The following is a 19,271-nucleotide window of genomic DNA, read 5'->3' as shown; positions in this document are numbered from 1 at the left end:
TAGGTTTTTAAAAGAATCTTGGAGAAATCATTTTGTCGTATTTATTGAACAATTCGTATCGCAAAAAGATTTCATGTGATCCTGAATTGTACATTCCTAAACGGGTCGTTTCTAAGTCGTATCCGTACCCAATAAACCAAGAATCGGTTGCTTGAAATCCTACCATTGCACTTAATGCAGCACTCCATCTATAGGCAATACCAGCAGTGAATTTTTCATTGATTAAAAAATTCCCAGATACATCTACTTGCAAAGGCGCTCCCTGCACATATTTGGTTAGCAAAGCTGGTTTGAATTTTACATTATAACTCAAATCAAATACATGACCCGCAATTAAGTATAAATTCATATTCTCTTTCGCCACATGGCTATTCGATCCTGCACCTGCATAACGGTCAAAATGCTTGGTCTCCAACAATTGTGGTACCGATAAACCTATATAGCTATTATCTGAATGCAAATACACCCCTGCTCCTATATTTGGCGAAAACTTGTTATCGATATTGGTTTCAAAAACAAAGTCATTCTTATCGTATTGATTCAATTTATTAAAATCAATATTCAATAAATTAGCTGTTCCTTTTACTCCAAAAGATAATTTAAATCGATTTGATGTGTGAATTGTGTAGGATAGATCTACAGCAATATTGTTCTCGTCTGAAGGTCCGATTCTATCATTAACAATAGAAACTCCTAATCCTAAATTACTCCCATTAATTGGTGTATTGATCGATGCTGCATTTGTTACTGGTGCTCCATCTAAACCTACCCATTGTGTACGATGCAAAGCAAAAATGCTCATTGTTTCTCGAGATCCTGCATAGGCTGGATTGACGTTTATAGTGTTATACATATACTGCGTAAACTGAGCATCTTGTTGTGCATAACTTGTGATTGTTGCCAGTAGCAAAACAAATCTTATTATTGTTTTTTTCATCTGTTTTTTATTTAAATCCCTGAGTTGAGAAGCTTTTCTGCCCTCAGGGATTAATTTAAATTTATCTGTTTAAATACAAGTACCCTGCTTTTGAATGTCCATTTGAGGCGTTGTCTTTATACTTTAAAATATAATAGTAAGTTCCCACAGGCAATTCTGCACTTTTATTAATCGTTGCTCGCCCTTCAGAGATTCCTCTAAATGCTCTGTCTGAATTGTTATAATGATCGCGATCGAACACTAAAACTCCCCAACGATTATAAATTTCTACTGTATTATCAGGGAAACACTCTAATCCATCGATTTTAAACAGATCATTTTCTCCGTCTCCATTTGGTGAAACAGCATTAAAAACTTCTATAATACAAGATGGTTCTATAACTATTGTAACAGTCGCTGTATCACAATTTGTTGGATTCAACTTCTCACAGATACGATACGTAACTTCGTAATTGCCTGCTTGAGTATTAGGACCTACTGTGATTGTTCCGTCTTGGTTTAATGTCAATCCTGTAGGTACAGTTACTGCCGTTAAGTTGATTTCAGAAGGCACAATTGTTAATCCGTTTAACGTATCATTTTCTAATACATTTGGCGTTGTACCACCGTCTTTTTCATTAATTGGAATTGCTGTAAAATCATCATCATTAGCTTCGATTACCGTTGTAGCGACAACTACTGTTGCTGTTGTTGAATCACAATTTGACGGATTCAACTTTTCACAGATGCGGTACGTAACTTCATAATTACCTGTTGGTGTATTAGGATCTACTGTAATAGTTCCGTCAGCATTTAATGTCAATCCTGTAGGTACCGTTACTCCTGTTAAGTTTACCTCAGATGGAACAAGAACAAGTCCGTTTAAAGTATCATTTGTCAATACGCTTGTAGTCGTACCACCGTTTTTTCCGTTAATTGGCGTTGCAGTATAATCATCCGCAATGGCTTCAATTATAGCTGCTTCAACAACTACTGTAGCTGTTGTTGTATCACAATTTGACAGATTCAACTTCTCACAAATACGGTACGTAACTACATAACTTCCTGCTGGTGTATTTGGATCTACCGTGATAGTTCCATTAGCATTTAATGTCAATCCAGTTGGAACTGTTACTCCTGTTAAGTCTACTTCTGATAGAACAATTGGCAATCCATTAAAAGTATCATTTAATAATATATTTGACGTGGTTCCTCCATCTTTTCCGTTAATTGGAGTTGCTGTGTAATCATCAACTTTAGCACAAATTATAGATTGTACTACTACATTATTAGATACCGATGAGATACATCCTGAAATTGCATCGGTAACAGTTGCAGTATAGGTACCTGCTGGTGCTGTTACAACTCCTGCAGTTGATACACTTACTCCTGTATTTGGTGTAAAGTCGTATGTTTTTGTAGCATCATAATTGGTAATTGTAAAACTACCCGTTGCTGTAGAACATGTTGGTTGTGTTACTCCACTAAACAATGCCGTAGCTGGAGCTAATGGCGCTGCATCAATTGTAGCGCTTGCAGCCAATGAAGTACAAACTCCCAATGTTGCTGTTACTGTATAGGTTCCTGTTGGAGCAGTTACAAATCCTGTTGCTGACACACTTACTCCTGCTGTTGGCGTAACTTCATAGGTATAAGCTGCATTATAATTAGTGATTGTAAAATTACCTGTTGGATTTGCACAAGTACTTGGTTGTACCACAGCACTCAATATTGGTTGTGCAGGAGTCTCTGGTTGCGCATTTATAACAGCATTTGCTGAAGATGGCGAAACGCAAACTCCTAATGTTGCTGTTACAGTATAACTTCCCTCAGGTGCTGTTACAACTCCTGTTGCCGAGATACTCGTTCCTGTAGTTGGTGTAACTGTATAGGTATAATTTGAATCGTAATTGGTAATTGCGAAACTTCCTGTTGCCACTGCACAAGTAGGCTGTATTTCTGTACCTAATGTTGGTATAGCAGGCGTTATAGGTTGTGCATTAATGATTGAACTAGCCGAAGCTGCTGATGTACATCCTGAAATTGCATCGGTAACTGTTGCTGTATAAGTACCTGCTGGTGCTGTTACAACTCCTGTAGCTGATATACTTACTCCAGTATTTGGTGTAAAAGTATAAGTCTTTGTAGCATCATAATTCGTAATTGTAAAGTCACCTGTTGCTGTAGCGCATGTTGGTTGAATTACCGTACTAAACAAGGCTATAGCTGGTGCAGCTGGCGCTGCATCGATTGTTGCGCTTGCAGCCAATGAAGTACAAACTCCCAATGTTGCTGTTACTGTATAGGTTCCTGTTGGAGCAGTTACAACTCCTGTTGCTGACACACTTACTCCAATAGTTGGTGTAACTTCATACGTATAAGCTGCATTATAATTAGTAATTGTAAAATTACCTGTTGGATTTGCACAAGTGCTTGGTTGTACCACAGCACTCAATACTGGTTGTGCAGGAATCTCTGGTTGTGCATCAATAACAGCATTTGCTGAAGATGGCGAAACGCAAACTCCTAATGTTGCTGTTACAGTATAACTTCCCTCAGGTGCTGTTACAACTCCTGTTGCCGAGATACTTGTTCCTGTGGTTGGTGTAACTGTATAGGTATAATTTGAATCGTAATTGGTAATTGCAAAACTTCCTGTTGCCACCGCACAAGTAGGCTGTATTGCAGTACCTAATGTTGGTATAGCTGGCGTTATAGGTTGAGCATTAATGATTGAACTAGCAGAAGCTGCTGATGTACATCCTGAAATTGCATCAGTAACTGTTGCTGTATAAGTACCTGCTGGTGCAGTTACAACTCCTGTAGCTGATATACTTACTCCTGTATTTGGTGTAAAAGTATAGGTCTTTGTAGCGTCATAATTCGTAATTGTAAAGTCACCTGTTGCTGTAGCGCATGTTGGCTGAATTACCGTACTAAACAAGGCTATAGCTGGTGCAGCTGGTGCCCCATCAATTGTTGCGCTTGCAGCCAATGAGGTACAAGCTCCCAATGTTGCAGTTACTGTATAGGTCCCTGTTGGAGCAGTTACAAATCCTGTTGCTGACACACTTACCCCAATAGTTGGTGTAACTTCATACGTATAAGCTGCATTATAATTAGTAATTGTAAAATTACCTGTTGGATTTGCACAAGTGCTTGGTTGTACCACAGCACTCAATATTGGTTGTGCAGGAGTCTCTGGTTGTGCATCAATAACAGCATTTACTGAAGATGGCGAAACGCAAACTCCTAATGTTGCTGTTACAGTATAACTTCCCTCAGGTGCTGTTACAACTCCTGTTGCCGAGATACTCGTTCCTGTAGTTGGTGTAACTGTATAGGTGTAATTTGAATCGTAATTGGTAATTGCAAAACTTCCTGTTGCCACTGCACAAGTAGGCTGTATTGCAGTACCTAATGTTGGTATAGCTGGTGTTATAGGTTGTGCATTAATGATTGAACTAGCCGAAGCTGCTGATGTACATCCTGAAATTGCATCGGTAACTGTTGCAGTATAAGTACCTTCTGGTGCTGTTACAACTCCTGTAGTTGATATACTTACTCCTGTATTTGGTGTAAAAGTATAGGTCTTTGTAGCATCATAATTCGTAATTGTAAAGTCACCTGTTGCTGTAGAACATGTTGGCTGAATTACTGTACTAAACAAAGCAACAGCTGGCGTTACAGGTTGTGTATTCACAGTCAAACTAGTTGCTTTAGATTCACATGTTTTAGCAGAAGCTGTAACATCATAAGTACCAGCTGCTAATCCTGAAAATATACCTGTCGTATTGCTAACAGATGGAGTCATAGGATTTGTTCCTGTAAGCGTATAGGTAATATCTGTAGCTGCTACAGGAGCTGTAACCGTAATAGTACCTGTTGCTAAAGCACATGTAGGCTGAGTTATATCAGCTGTTGGTGCGGCTGGCGTTGCTGTATTGGCAATAGTATACGTTGATACCGAAGTTCCTGAACATAAACCGTTCACAGAATAAGTAAATGTAAATGATCCCGTTGCAGATACAGATGGCGACCAAAGATGACCATTTAAATTTCCGCTTGACGGACTTGTCGTTTCTTCCCACGTTCCATAAGGATCTGCAGTAGCAGGAAGCAATGTATTTAAATCTAAATTAGTAACCGACTGGCAAACAAATGTTGACGTATTTGCTCCAGAATTTGGATTATCTAAATTAGACGTTATTTGATAGTCTAAAACAACATTAACACAAGATCCGGGAGAAGATGAAGTAAGTCTTACATGATAAGTACCCGTATCAGTAGCTGTGTTAAATGTTGGAAAAGTCAATGTTGAACTAGTACTCAATACAGTAGGATCATTGTCTTTTGTCCAACTAAAATTAAGATATGGAACTCCATCTACAGAAAGTTTTCCTGTTGTAGAACCATTACATATATTCACAGCTGTAAGTTTAGGCAAGCCCAGTTTTTCAATATCAAGTAAATAATTAACCACATTACCACATGCGTCTGTAATAGTAAAATTATAAATACCACTAGTTAAACCCGTAAAAAGATTATTAGTATCATTGTTTACTGGGAAAGGTGCACCATCTTTGGTAGTGATAGCATATTTATAAGGCAATACACCATCGTAACCTGTTAGAAAAACATTGTAATTTGTTCCATCAGCACATTCAAACGAATATAAATCTTTCACTTTTAAACCCATTGTCTCAAAATCAAAAACAGAAAGTTCATCATAACAATCTCTTCCATATCCCCAACTAGCCACACCAGCTCCTAGCTCTAGTGTTCCAAAAGTTTTTACAATTCTATACGTTCCTGGAGCAGTCCATGAACCTTGTTGGATGCCATTTGTCAAAGATTCAGCATACGTCTCATTAGGTATACCACTAGAGTGTTTTCCAGATTGAGGATGTCCCCACTCCCCTGTTACAGGATCTTTTATTTGCAGCCAATATTTAACTCTTTGGCTAGATGCAATAAGATTATCTCCAGTAACACTTAAGTTAACATCAAAGCTTCCACATTTTTGAACTTTATCCGCCACTACTGTTCCTTGATTATAACCAATTACAGTTACTTCAGTAATTAGAATATGTCCGCAACTATCTGTCGTTTCAACAGTATACTTCCCTCCTGCAACATCATTAAAAACAACATTATAACCATCAGCACTAATATAAGATGCTGCATCATAAGGATAAGTAGTAGAAAAAGCAGAAGGACCTGCCGTAATTATTGCCTTTTTAAAAGTATAAGTCGAAATATTTTGTGATACGGAAAATGAACCATTTCCTGCTCCACAACCTATTCCCTGAAATACCCATAAGCCAGGGGTTGGATTAGATACATTAACTGTTTCATCAATACTAACACCACAAGCATCTGTTACGTTAACCACATAAACTCCATTAGGAACAGAGTTTCCAACTCCACCTACAAGATTAGAAGAAGAGGCAACGCCAGTAGGATATCCTGCTGGTGCCGATGTAACAACATACGTCAAAGGACTTACCATATATCTAGTCCCTAAGGAAAAATAAGATCCTGAACAATCTGCAGGTAAAACTTGAGCATTTACTTCTGCTGGATTATTAATATTTCTTGTAGCTGGAAATACATTTCCACAGGCATCCGTTACTTTCATATCTAAAACAAAAGGATCCGTGTAAAAAGGTATAGAAGTCGTTATATCAGCCACAGTACTACCATGATGATTTGGACCAGTAATAGTCTCTTTTACTACTATAGCTGCACTTCCATCTGGTGGATGAACAATATATTCAAATGTAAGTGGGTACACCATTACATTATCATTATCACCTGCTGTTAAGTACTGACGAAAATCAGCATAATTACAAGTACTTCTTTGTGAATTGTAACTACTACTACCATTAGTCCCATCAGCAAATACAACTTTAGGTGTAAACACAGTAAGGGTCGTATTTTCAGCTTTAGTTTCTCCACAATCATCGGTAACATATACAATATAAGAACCACCTATAAGCCCTGTGAAAGTACTGCTCGATTGAGGACCTACATTCATAGGACCAGTAATTTTATAGGCATTAGTAGCTGCAGGAGTTCCTGTTTTAATTGCAACATTAATTGTTCCTGAGTTTGGACAGGTTACATCCGTTTTATTAACCGTAATGCTTAACGGACTCACATCCCCATTTATATCTGCATCTTTAACTTGAGAGTTGCTGGTGTGTCCAGCCATGCTTTGGGTTGCTGAAACTCGATACGCTCCTCCACCAAGTCCCGTTAGAGAATTGTTTGTTGTTGTAGAAATCGCAGTTGTAAAATTTGGCGCTTTATAAATGGCATAGGTTACAGTAGCACCAGGATCAGTTCCCGTAGTACTAAATGTCAATGCCCCATTGTTTCTGCAACTCTCTGCAGTAGGTGTTACACTGAAGGAAAATGTAGGCAAGGTTGCTTGTCCTTGCATCACAAAGTTTCCTAACAGGAATAACAATAAAACCGATGTACGGTGAAAAACCTTTTCAAAAGAGTTTTTTTTAATTAAAGTAATTTTCTTCATTGTTTCGCTGTTTTACTATTTTTTAATTGATTAAAAAAGATTCCATAAAATAATTTTGCTCAAGGCCTAAAGCGCCTCAAAAAATAAAAATGATTCATAATTATAAGTTGTTTAAATATTACAGGTTAATGAACAATTACATGTATTAGTTACCCGATTAAGATTTGATCTAGCGTGAAATATCTGTTATTGCATCTTGCATAAAAACAGAATGGAAGACAAAAACTTTTGCGATTTTTTTGCAATAATTCAATACCCAAATGAGTATCTCAAATCGTAGTTTGCATTAATAACTAGTAATTGTTTAGTTGAAAATAATTTGCACTCTATACTTGTAAAGTTAATTTAAAATAATTTAACAAGAAAAATAGTCTTTTTTATTTTCAAAAAATCTTGAGGTTAAGTAAACATTTTATAATGTGAAATTGATTTGGGAACAATAATCACACTTGATAAAAATGTTGAGCAAATTTATTGTAAAGCCTAGCTATTAACCTAAAAAACACATACCACATAGGTACTCATCCATCTATAAAACAGATACTTAATGTTTTACAATCAAAAAAATGACAAAGTATATCGAGATTTAGCTTTTGGGAATTAGAAAAAGAAAATGGCTACTTTATATCCAAATTAGATTATAGTAAACCATCGTTTTTGAGTCCTTTTTTTTATAAAATTTCAACTATAAAGAAGTGATTCTTACAATTATGATAACATTTTAAAGCCTGTTCAATTAACATGTATTTACTTTAATCTAATCTCATAAAAAAGAGAGAAAGAATGGCAACCGAATGCTTTTGAATAGGCAATAAATACGGAATGATGTAGCATTACCTTATCGATCTAATGCCGTTTAAAAACAACGCAGCTCCATTTAATTTTTTCAAACTAAATAGAGCTGAGCTATGGATATATTATAATTAACTGCTGTACTGCAAGTCGTTTTTATAAAAATTATTTAAGTTTTCAGTGGCAATAATAAGCACACTTTCCCTAAACCTACTTTAAAAGTTGTACGGCAGTTTCGTTCTCTTGAAGAATGGCATAATCTAAAGCAGTCTTATTAAATCTATCCCGTATTGTTTTGTCTGCACCTTTATCCAATAGTATTTTTATTATGGTATCAGCACCAAAAGTTGCAGCAAATAGTAGCGCAGTTGCTCCATTATAATTTTTTTGATTAATGGCTGTACCGAAACTCAACAGCAATTGAACCATTCTGTCCAGGCGTTTAAAACACACTCCCATAAGCGCCGTATTCCCCATCTTATCTTGAACATTTGGATTTGCACCTTTTTTCAATAGCAATTCGGCGGCTTCAAAATTGTCGTTATAACATGCTATCACTAATGCAGTACTCCCCCTTTCGTCAATCTTATCAATATCATTATTTTTAATCAATAATTCATTCAATAGTTTGACATTATTAGTACGGGCAGCTGCAAAAACATCTTCTTGAGCAAAAGTTAGAAGAGACGTAAATAACATAGAAAGTAAAAGAATCATATGGCATATTGTTTTCATATTCGTAATGTATAAATTGAAATAACAGAAAGGAGTTCATTTTAATTAAAAATTGAACTCCTTTGTTGTAGAATGATACTATTTCACAAAGTATAACTCCCCCTATCTTAAAAACATTTTTTCTACATCTTCTCTAGATAAACCTAGTTCTTTTGCTAAACGTTTTCCATAATCACTGTCTGCCATATAAAAATAGCCTACCATTTTCTTTACTACATCTTTATTAGCAACTCCTTTCAAATCACCCGATAGATTGCTTATTAGATTTTGTTTTTCTTTTTCAGATAGCGAACGGTAAAATTCACCTGCTTGTTGAAAATCATTTGGCTTACTAATTTTTTGCTGAACTGTTGTCGTATTCGCAAAGCTTGATTTTGAATAGCTAAATTCTTTATTATCTATAAACCCGTTTTTAGAGGCACTAGGTTCGTAATTAATATCTCCATTCGTTTTCTTAGCCGCAAAAGCCCCATTCTGATTGTTCGTTACTACTGCAACTTTAGATGCATTTATAGGCAATTGTTGAAAATTTGTTCCAATTCTATATCGTTGAGTGTCAAAATAAGAAAACAAACGCCCTTGCAACAGTTTGTCTTCTGAAGGTTCAATTCCTGGAACTAATGTCCCTGGTGAAAATGCTGACTGCTCAACCTCTTGAAAGAAATTATCAGGCATTTTGTTTAATGTCATTTTTCCAACCAACTGCAACGGAACTATACTCTCAGGCCATACTTTAGTAGGATCCAGCGGATTGATATCCAGTTTATCAAAGTCAGCAGGTTTTAATAATTGCACATACAATTCCCATGATGGGTATTTTCCCATTTTTATATTTTCATATAAATCTACAGTAGCATGCTGAAAGTCTTTCCCTTGTAATTCAGTAGCTTCTACAGCAGTTAGGTTTTTCGCACCCTGCAATGACTTCCAAGTATATTTTACATACGTTACTTCGCCCGCATTATTTACCCATTTAAAAGCATGCACTCCAGAACCATCCATTTGTCTGTAGTTAGCAGGAATACCATAATCTGAATAAACACGAGTAAGCATATGAGTTCCTTCGGGAACATTACTAAAAAAGTCAAATACTCTAGCGGCATCTTGTTTGTTTGTAACAGGAGATGGCTTGAAAGCATGCACCATATCTGGGAATTTAATCGCATCACGAATAAAAAACACAGGCAGGTTGTTGCCTACTAGGTCATAATTCCCTTGGTCTGTATAAAATTTAGTAGCAAATCCTCTTGGGTCTCTCAATGTTTCTGGTGAACCTACTCCGTGTACAACAGTAGAGAAACGTACAAAAACTGGTGTTGTTTTTCCTTTCCCAAATAAAGATGCCATTGTATGGCTTGAAAAATCTCCCGATGCTGTAAACTCCCCATACGCTCCCGTACCTCTTGCATGAACCACTCTTTCTGGAATACGTTCTCTATCAAAAGAAGCCAACTTCTCGATTAAGTGAATATCCTCTAATAAAACTTGGCCATTCTGACCTATTGTTTTCGAATTTTGATTATCACCAACTGGACTACCCGTATTGGTTGTAATCTGTTTTTGTTGTGCTATCATAGTCATAGACGACATAACCAATACATACAAAATTGATTTATTTTTCATAATGTTTTTGTTTTATAGGGCAAATGTAGAGGGGCACTTTTGTAAAATCAAACTGATAAAAACAATGACAACATAGGCAAAAACTAACAGCTTGGATGTGTAATAATTACAACTCAGTACTGTACTAATTCTACTTAAAATAATGTGAATTAAATTCTTTCAAAAAAAAATCACTTAACAAAATAAGAGCAAGTTATAGTCTAAAATGGCATCAAATAAAATAGTTCTTCCTAAATGACAAAATCCACAAACCCTTCTGAAAAACAATAAATTACAGTTCTAATTCAGAACAAAATAAAAAGTAAAGTCACGCTGAAAGCAGGAAAACACACAAGAAAATAGGTTTTCTAAAAATTAAATTAATCACAATTTTTCTATAATTTGTCTTTTCTTTGTCCCCATTCAAAAGTTAAAATTGTTATATTTACTTTTTAGCACACAACGTTATGTTGCACGAATTGTCAATTTCTACAACATAAAGCCTATTAATTTTAAGCAGTCAAGATGGGAAAACATACCATAGAAGAAGAAATAATAATATTGGATAATAATCCAATCCCCAATAGCCTAATAAAGAAAGTCGATTTATTACCTAATCCAGAATCGCAATTAGATTCTATAAAAGAAAAGGAATCTCCTATTCAAGATTCTAGCATTCCATATAGAGATTTAACTGATACTGCCAGCAAAAAAGAAAGTATTGGTCGCCTTATCGATAAACTAGATGTAGAAACAAATATTAGATACCAAAGAACCGTTGAAGATACCTATTGCAATGTCTACTCATACGATTATTGCTACTTCAGTAAAGTATATCTTCCAACAGTTTGGTGGACAGACGAGTCTTTAGAAAAAGTATTGCAAGGACAAGAAGTGGAAGCCGTTTTTGAAAAAACCGTAGACCGTATCTATTCTAGTGCGCTACACGATTGGTTTTTAGAATGGGGCGCTAGCTTTGGTTGGGAAAGAATGCACACCGTTGATGAAGTTCAAAATAAAGTAAATGCCAATGGCGGAATCGGAATGATTTGTGCCAAAAGAAGAGAAAAAGGACTTTCTGGACATATTGTTCCTATTGTTCCCGAAACAGATTTAAATAAAGCCTATCGTGAGAATGGCATCGTAGTATATCCTCTCCAATCGCAAGCAGGAAAATTAAACTATAACTACTTTTCTGAAGTTAGAAAAGATTGGTGGAATGATGAATTATACTCCTCTTATGTACTTTATTACCACGATTAAGCAAAAACAATTACCTCAATTGCTTAAAAAATAAAAACACCACTGATTATCAATTAGTTATATAATTGGAAATCACATAAAAAAGAACTACTTTCGCTTCTTGGAAAAAACATGAATAGTCCAAACACAATTTGGGCTATTCATCCGCTTAAATTATTGATATAAAAGCAATTAATGACAATCGTAATTTTATAACTTCATTATAAAATCTTACTTTTTTATCAATCTTTCAGTCGATACAAATGCAAATTTCTAGGGTCAAAATATAATTTTCGATACTTTTAAAAGTAAAATAAAACCTTTTTAATGGAAGCAGCCATTCTGCTAATCCGTTACAAGCTATTTTGCCCCAGACTCAACGCAGATTAAGTTCGTATTTCCGAATAAAAACAATGACTTTAAAAAATTTAATTAATCATAAAAAAGACAATTAGTATAAATGAAAAACACACCGACAGAAAAGTATTATTGGGGCATAGGATTAGAGAATGAAACCTACTTACAATTTGCTGACCCCTTAATAGTCACCGGTGCGTTTATACAAGAAAAGATTGGCTTTGAGAGATATAGTATTGACTACAGAAAATGCTATAAACCTGATAGCTTAGCTTCTGTATTGGAGAAAGCTTTTGACTTAAATGAAAATTATAAAGTAAGCCGAATGATGAACAGTCATTCGCTAGAAAAACTAGACATCAATTTTCAGCATAAAACATTAGTAGAAACAGCTCCATTAGACGCTACTACTGAAGCAAACCCACAAGCAATTGAGAATCCTGAATACCTTGGTAAATCAATCATGGAGCTTTTCCTTGAAGATCAACCATACAATATTCAAAGCATGATTACCCAAAGAAATAAAACAATGGGTTCAGTGCATTTTGATGGGGATTCTATCGAGTTTGTAACCAAATATTTTGAAAACAGAACAGTAGTTGATTCTTGCAAAGAATTAAAAGCAACCAAAAAACTATTCATTGATAAAATCAACGAATCAGAGATACTAAAGGAAAAATTAGATTTCCCAGATTACAACAATGGTCTTAATATGTTTATGACCAATCAGGAAAACCTGGTTATGTTTAATAATGGAACCTACCATTTTCATATTACGTTACCAACATTAACCAAAGACAGTAGGATTGTTGATTACAAAGGTTTTGAAAAAACACATGCCAACGCTATTTACTTGCTACAATGGTTTGAGCCATTTTTTATAGCAACTCTTGGTAGCCCAGACATTATGGGTGTGATTAGTGACCAACACAATTTGGACAAACAATTCACTTTAGGCTCTATGAGAAATGCCATGTCTCGCTATATCGGTGTTGGAACTTATAATAAAGCGATGCCAAAAGGCAAAATCCTAACCTATAATGTAGATGACTTCAGAAAACTATTAAAATTCGGAAAAGAAGAAAATATTTGGTGGCGCGATCAGATTGAAGAAGATATGCAATACGAAATGCTTTCGGAATTAGGTCTTGATTTTAATCAGGAAAAAATGTACCAAAGCGGTTTCGAATTCAGAACATTCGATGAATTTCCAACAGAATACCTAAACGATGTTCTTTTGTCAATTCTTTTAATTTGTGAGCATTCATTAAACCTGCCTAATGTACAATGGGGACACGATAGCATTGCTTGGAACAACCTAGTTGTTAGATCTTTAAAAACAGGCTATTTAACCGAAATCAACGAAGCTGAAAAGAACGAAATACTAGATTTGCTACAACTATTAAATCCATCAGATAGCAATTATAATACACTAAAATCTGAATTTGAGGCTATCGTAATGCTAGACCAATTTTTCTTTAAAATCTTAGCAGTTTTACACGATACATACAAAGACAACAATGTTTGTTTGGATGCTATGTACGGACAAAAAACAAGTACTCCACCTAAATGGGATAATTTCAATAAATTCCAAATAGAGAAGCATTTACAAAAAACAACTCCAATAGAAATGCACCTCGAATTGGTTTAAAATACCAAATTCTTTCAGGCTTTGTCGATAAGCTAAAAGGATACTCGGAATAATTTCTATTGAAATAAGATACAAGCTTGGGTTAGATTTTTTAATTAAAGTCTAACCCAAGTTTTTTTTGAGTTTATACTCTTTAAGAAATCCTACCAACACAAAGGCTATCAAATACCAAAACTTTGAGTTTTTTGCTATTTCACTTCATTATTCTAAATAATTTAATTAAAAACTCGCAACTTATTCTTATTTAATTATGTTTGCAGAGCTAATTTGAGAAATACGTTTATTGCTTTTTTTCAAGTAATAGCCGCAGGAGAAGCTTTATAAAAAACAAGATATAATGAAATTCGCTAGTGCCCCTTTCATCACATCAAACAACTTTGCTAAGTTTCAATCGAGCGTAAGCGGCTACCATACCGCAGAAACAAAAAAGTAACAACCAAAATAAAATATATGAAAAGAATAACGTTAATTTTTGCTTTAACTTTTGGAATTATAGTATCTGGACAAACTCAGAAAACAAAAATTTTACTAATTGGGACTATCCATTTTGAAACCCCGCATACAGATACATTTGAATTAAAAGTAGACGATTTTTTTGGTGCAAAGCGACAAAGTGAATTAGAAGACTTAACGAATGTTCTATCACAAACAAAAGCAACTAAAGTAATGATTGAAAGACCAATTGAAAATCAACGTTCTAGCGATAGTTTGTACAATTTATACTTAACAGATAATAATAAAATTACAGTTTCAGAAAGAGAACAAATTGGTTTTAGGTTAGCTAAAAAATTAAAATTAAATCAAGTAAACTGTATCGACAAATTTTATGGAATGACACACTATAAATCAATGGCTGAGACTGCAAAAGAAGATAATCAACTTTATTTGCTAAAAGATTTAGGGACTCAGGCTAATGCAATGCTAAATGATTATGATAATAAATTAAAAAACGGCACAATAACTGAAGTTTTAAAACACATCAATAAACCCGAAGAATTAAAAAAGAATTTATCAATTTATCTAAAATATATAGCAAAAGTTGGAGCAGGTAAAAATTTTGCAGGAGCAGAAGCTGTATCAGATTGGTATTTAAGAAATCTTGCTATTTATTCAAATATTATAAATCAAATTGAACCTTCGGACAAATATGTTGTTTTAATTTTTGGACAAGGACACATTCCAATTTTAAGGCATCTTTTAGAAAACAATGATAACTTTGATATTGTGGAACTTAAAAATGTATTAAAATAATAGCCACCAACAGCCATTTTGAGCTAGCTGACTACCATTATAAACCCAATATTCATCTATAAACAAACTTCCGAATTTCGATATAAAATCAGATGCGAAAATATCATTGGATGTTAGCTTCAATAAGCCCAAAACAAAGAATATAAAATGAAAAAAATAAAAGAATCTCTCCCTACAATTGGTCAAATAGTAATATTAATATTAGTTATCTTCTCGGGTATATATGCTTTTTCTAACCGTAGGGAGGAAATAATTTTAGAAAACTCAATTTATGTTTCAAGCACAATTTTGTTAATCATGATTGTTTCATTGTTTATTATTTATTTAAGAGATCAAACTATTGAGTTCAGAAAAGAAAATTTTTTAAAATGTGTTCTTGGTGCATTTATTTTAGGGTTCATTTTTTATTGTTTTGGAACTGTTCTTGAAGATTCATCAAAATATAAACAACTAGAATTTTTTCATTATAATCGAAATTGGCTAACTCCACTCGCTTCAACATCAACTTTCGCAATCGCCATAATATTTTTCTATTTCAGATTATATATAAAAAGTATATACGGATTAATAGAAATCCTACTTGGGATATATATAGGCAATTCAAATTTTTTAAAAAATTTCGAAGATAAAGATGCTTCTGAGTTATATCTCATTATTATGCCTGCATCAGTATACTTAATCGTACGAGGGCTCGACAATTTATATCAAGCCATTACTACAGACTCTAACGATTTAATAACAAAGGAATTAATAAAACTAAAAAAACGAAAATCATTGTAGTCTACATTTATATAACGAAATTTGGACTTCCAAATAAATTTAAACTTGACTTTGTACTTATCAAATTTGTACAAAATAGGAACCCCCTCCTCTTTCCCCCTATATTTAATTATCATTTAAACGGACTTTAAAATGAAACAAATCTTTTACCTATTCTTTTTACTTCTTTGCTTTAAAGGAACAGCACAAGCCTTAAAAGACTGCTCCACTTGCTCAACGCAAATCATCAAAGCCGAACAAATAAAAAATTTGAGTGTTGACGAAATACGATTGTTAACCAATACTATTTTTGCACGAAATGGGTATCAATTTGAAAGCTCTAGATTCCAAAATTATTTTGAACAAAAATCTTGGTACAAATCAAAAAATGACAACAAGGCTGTTGTATTTAATGAAACAGAAAAACAAAACATAAAGTTTTTACAAGAAACTACAAAATCGCTAAAAACAAAACAAAGCGAACTGATTAATCAGATAAAGTCATTTAAAGAATTAGTTCTAGCCAACAAAACAAACGAACTAAAATCACAGTTTGGCTTTTTCTATGAAAACCAAACGGGAGATGATGAGCCAAAATCACTCAAAAAGGTTCTCAATAAAATAAATTTAGACGATATCAATTATTACAAAAACAAAGGTCTGAATAGCGTAATGCAAGATAATGGCTTTGTGAAAATTGTTTATGAACTTTCAATAGAAGGAAAAAGCGTAAACTTCTACTATAACTATATGAGTCATTCAAAAATAATTGAAGATTTTGACGAGTTTACAGATTATCACTCTGAAGAGGAATATATGTACAATTGGCAATTCGAATTTATAAACGGTAAATTGAAATTTATCAGATTAGCCGTTGCAGGGTAAAAAACGACCACAAACAAAGGCTTTGCATCTGTCGAGCTGAATTACAATAGTATAAAAAAGCTTAACCTTTGGTTAGGCTTTTTTTGTGGACTTAAAAATGATTGTTATTATCGGAGAGTTAAATATTATTATAAATCTATTGTTTTTATGTTAATAATTAAAAATATTACATCACAGTATTAATTTATTTACGGGATCCCGTATTCATATTAACAAACTATTCAATATGTTTGTAAAAGTATTTTTACTAAATAAGTCTGTTGCGTTTTTTTACAATAAACGTATTTCGTAAAAAAGAAGTTAACAGATATTATAAACAAGACATCGAATTTAAATGAAACTAAGAGAATTACAACTACTTTCAGAAGCATTATTTGAAAGTGTAAAAAGTGACTTGAAATTTTTCGCTCCAATCCAAGTGTTTGTTAAAAAGCTCTCTGAAGTTGATTACTCTGACCCAACAAGCCTTCCTGAAATAAAAATATATTCAGATAAAATTGAAGAATTCTTCGAAAGATATAGACCCACAGCCAGTGTCGAATTGTATTTTCCACCAGCTCAAACTTCGACTAACGATACAACCGTAAAATCAATTTACAAAATTGTTCAACAACTGAACACTTTATCTAAAGAAGAGCTGTTAACTGAATTCGAATCTATAAAACCTAAACCCAAATTAAAATCTAGCGGGTTAGGTAAAATATTTATAGGTCATGGAAGAAGCAAACTTTGGGCAAGACTTCAAATTTTCATAAAAGATGATTTGAGTCTTCAAACATTAACTTTTGAAGATGAATCAAGAACAAGTGAAAGTATTGTTAATATACTTGGTGAATTTTTAGATAATTCATCTTTAGCAATTTTAGTAATGACAGCCGAAGATGAAACACCTGAAGGAAAAACAAGAGCTAGACAAAATGTGATACATGAAGCTGGCTTATTTCAAGGACGCTTAGGATTTGATAAAGTTATTATTTTAAAACAAGAAGGAGTTGAAGAATTTACAAATATTTCCGGTTTACAATATATTCCTTTTTCAGGAGAAAACATTGAGCAATGTTTTTATGAATTGCAACGAAAATTAAAAAAACTAGGCTTGATAAAATAATATCTACTAACGAACGCTCAGTAAAAAAAGCGAGTTCAGTGTTTAAATAAAACTTTGTACTTCTTATCGTATCTAGGTACTTGCAGATAGGATAGTTAATACTTCAAAATCCACTTCCCAAAACATTAGCTGTAATTCACAAAAATTAAAATAAAACCTGACTATACTAATAAAAATCTTAGTTTTGAAATCCTACGATTAAATAACAAAATTGACTGTATGAATCACTTAGAAATACTTCTTCCTGGAATACTATTATTAATTGCTTTTTTACTAAAGTTGTTAGTCGATAGAAGTTTAGACGTTCCAAATGCCATTCAAGCTATTTGTGAACTTCCCGTTGATATACTTTTTTTAGCATTATCATTTGTAGTTGCTCACACAATTGCTAATAAAAATAATATTAATGAAGGTTTAGTATTTTGTTATATAGGAATTGCGTGCGCAATTATTGTAGTTGTTTTATGGAGAAAAAGTTTAAAATATTTTTTAGTGGATAACAAAATATGGATACTTCTATTTTTTATTAATTTATGTATTTCAGGATATACTATTAAAAAATCTGTAGATTTAATTATGCCAACAGAATTAGTCCAAAATAAAAAAGATTTAGGCCAAAAATAATCTAATATAAAAATATAAATGAATTCAGAAACTCTAACATTAGTAATTACAATCGCATCAAGTGCGCTAATTACTTTGATTGTATTTGTCATATATAGCAATATGAAACAAGCAAGATATGACAAAGATAATAATCGTGCTCTATTTGAATCGATGCGAAAATCATTTGAAACACAAATCTATTCTTTGAATGACAAACTAGTTAGAAATGAAGAGAGATGGAGAGATATCAATCATTTGTTAATAAGAAAAGAGTATATTAATGAAGCTACGGAACCTAACTATAATCCAAAAATCACTTTAAATAATTTCCTAAAATCAAATGGTATCACAAACGAGGATATGATTATTGACAAGAGGTTAGTCTTTGTTCTTACACCATTTCATCCTGAATTTGAAATAGATTATTCTATTGTAAAAGATACTTGCATGGATGTTGGTCTAAAGTGTGTACGAGGAGATGAAGAATACTTTTCATCAGATATTTTCTCAGAAATGCTTCGCTACATTGTTAAAGCAAATCTTATAATTGCAAACATTAATGGAAGGAATGCAAATGTTCTATATGAATTAGGTATTGCTCAAGCATTAGATAAACCAGTAATTTTGATTTCTCGCGAACCTGAAAATTTACCAATTGACATTAAATCTAAACGCTTTTTAATTTACAAAAGCTATGGAGACTTACAAGAAAATTTAAGAACAGAATTGATTAAAGCTCTAACTCGATAAAAGAGCTACAGCCAACGACCATTAAACTATATTAAAAATTTTAGGCTAAATTTAAAATTGATATTATACTTATAAA

General features: G+C 33.4%; 12 protein-coding genes. 8 read left to right on the top strand and 4 right to left on the bottom strand.

The window, feature by feature from the left end:
* Positions 1–7 precede the first annotated feature (7 nt).
* The 4 genes from LNQ49_RS23045 to LNQ49_RS23030 form a co-directional block, all read right to left on the bottom strand.
* Positions 8–937 carry a PorP/SprF family type IX secretion system membrane protein gene (locus tag LNQ49_RS23045; protein ID WP_229991281.1) on the bottom strand — a complete coding sequence of 310 codons (930 nt, stop codon included), beginning with the start codon at positions 935–937 and terminating at the stop codon, positions 8–10.
* A 61-nt stretch (positions 938–998) separates the two neighbouring features.
* The gene (locus tag LNQ49_RS23040; RefSeq protein ID WP_229991280.1) at positions 999–7,457 is read right to left on the bottom strand and encodes a T9SS type B sorting domain-containing protein; all 6,459 of its coding nucleotides are present in this window, start codon (positions 7,455–7,457) and stop codon (positions 999–1,001) included.
* A gap of 1,002 nt (positions 7,458–8,459) precedes the next feature.
* On the bottom strand, positions 8,460–8,984 hold the full coding sequence (locus tag LNQ49_RS23035) for an ankyrin repeat domain-containing protein (RefSeq protein ID WP_229991279.1): 525 nt from the start codon (positions 8,982–8,984) through the stop codon (positions 8,460–8,462).
* A 102-nt stretch (positions 8,985–9,086) separates the two neighbouring features.
* On the bottom strand, positions 9,087–10,607 hold the full coding sequence (locus LNQ49_RS23030; RefSeq protein ID WP_428978347.1) for a catalase: 1,521 nt from the start codon (positions 10,605–10,607) through the stop codon (positions 9,087–9,089).
* A 504-nt stretch (positions 10,608–11,111) separates the two neighbouring features.
* On the opposite strand from LNQ49_RS23030, the gene LNQ49_RS23025 reads away from it, so the two are divergent.
* From LNQ49_RS23025 to LNQ49_RS22990, 8 genes are all read left to right on the top strand, one after another.
* Positions 11,112–11,849, top strand: coding sequence for a hypothetical protein (locus LNQ49_RS23025; RefSeq protein WP_229991278.1), 738 nt, complete (start codon positions 11,112–11,114; stop codon positions 11,847–11,849).
* 439 nt (positions 11,850–12,288) lie between these two features.
* Entirely contained in the window at positions 12,289–13,836 is a 1,548-nt protein-coding gene (locus LNQ49_RS23020) for a hypothetical protein (RefSeq protein WP_229991277.1), read from the top strand.
* Positions 13,837–14,286: 450 nt separating this feature from the next.
* The gene (locus LNQ49_RS23015) at positions 14,287–15,087 is read left to right on the top strand and encodes a DUF5694 domain-containing protein (protein WP_229991276.1); all 801 of its coding nucleotides are present in this window, start codon (positions 14,287–14,289) and stop codon (positions 15,085–15,087) included.
* 147 nt (positions 15,088–15,234) lie between these two features.
* Positions 15,235–15,867 carry a hypothetical protein gene (locus LNQ49_RS23010; protein WP_229991275.1) on the top strand — a complete coding sequence of 211 codons (633 nt, stop codon included), beginning with the start codon at positions 15,235–15,237 and terminating at the stop codon, positions 15,865–15,867.
* A gap of 132 nt (positions 15,868–15,999) precedes the next feature.
* Entirely contained in the window at positions 16,000–16,731 is a 732-nt protein-coding gene (locus tag LNQ49_RS23005; protein WP_229991274.1) for a YARHG domain-containing protein, read from the top strand.
* Between the two features lie 334 nt (positions 16,732–17,065).
* Positions 17,066–17,839, top strand: coding sequence for a TIR domain-containing protein (locus LNQ49_RS23000; RefSeq protein ID WP_229991273.1), 774 nt, complete (start codon positions 17,066–17,068; stop codon positions 17,837–17,839).
* 219 nt (positions 17,840–18,058) lie between these two features.
* Complete coding sequence (locus tag LNQ49_RS22995; protein ID WP_229991272.1) at positions 18,059–18,463, top strand: hypothetical protein; 405 nt, start codon at positions 18,059–18,061, stop codon at positions 18,461–18,463.
* Between the two features lie 18 nt (positions 18,464–18,481).
* A complete protein-coding gene (locus tag LNQ49_RS22990) occupies positions 18,482–19,195 on the top strand; it encodes a hypothetical protein (protein ID WP_229991271.1) in 714 nt (237 codons plus the stop codon).
* The last annotated feature ends 76 nt before the right edge of the window (positions 19,196–19,271 follow it).

Origin of the sequence: Flavobacterium pisciphilum, assembly GCF_020905345.1 — a bacterium.
Classification (GTDB): Bacteria; Bacteroidota; Bacteroidia; order Flavobacteriales; family Flavobacteriaceae; genus Flavobacterium; species Flavobacterium pisciphilum.
Note: the sequence above shows the minus strand (reverse complement) of the source record. Positions and strands in the feature narration are given on the sequence as shown.

Excerpts from the sequence above, each read along its gene's own strand:
- LNQ49_RS23015 (WP_229991276.1), top strand. The coding sequence starts at position 14,287 with ATGAAAAGAATAACGTTAATTTTTGCTTTAACTTTTGGAATTATAGTA.
- LNQ49_RS22995 (WP_229991272.1), top strand. The coding sequence starts at position 18,059 with ATGAATCACTTAGAAATACTTCTTCCTGGAATACTATTATTAATTGCT.
- LNQ49_RS22990 (WP_229991271.1), top strand. The coding sequence starts at position 18,482 with ATGAATTCAGAAACTCTAACATTAGTAATTACAATCGCATCAAGTGCG.
- LNQ49_RS23020 (WP_229991277.1), top strand. The coding sequence starts at position 12,289 with ATGAAAAACACACCGACAGAAAAGTATTATTGGGGCATAGGATTAGAG.
- LNQ49_RS23025 (WP_229991278.1), top strand. The coding sequence starts at position 11,112 with ATGGGAAAACATACCATAGAAGAAGAAATAATAATATTGGATAATAAT.
- LNQ49_RS23010 (WP_229991275.1), top strand. The coding sequence starts at position 15,235 with ATGAAAAAAATAAAAGAATCTCTCCCTACAATTGGTCAAATAGTAATA.
- LNQ49_RS23000 (WP_229991273.1), top strand. The coding sequence starts at position 17,066 with ATGAAACTAAGAGAATTACAACTACTTTCAGAAGCATTATTTGAAAGT.
- LNQ49_RS23040 (WP_229991280.1), bottom strand. The coding sequence starts at position 7,457 with ATGAAGAAAATTACTTTAATTAAAAAAAACTCTTTTGAAAAGGTTTTT.
- LNQ49_RS23045 (WP_229991281.1), bottom strand. The coding sequence starts at position 937 with ATGAAAAAAACAATAATAAGATTTGTTTTGCTACTGGCAACAATCACA.
- LNQ49_RS23005 (WP_229991274.1), top strand. The coding sequence starts at position 16,000 with ATGAAACAAATCTTTTACCTATTCTTTTTACTTCTTTGCTTTAAAGGA.
- LNQ49_RS23035 (WP_229991279.1), bottom strand. The coding sequence starts at position 8,984 with ATGAAAACAATATGCCATATGATTCTTTTACTTTCTATGTTATTTACG.
- LNQ49_RS23030 (WP_428978347.1), bottom strand. The coding sequence starts at position 10,607 with ATGAAAAATAAATCAATTTTGTATGTATTGGTTATGTCGTCTATGACT.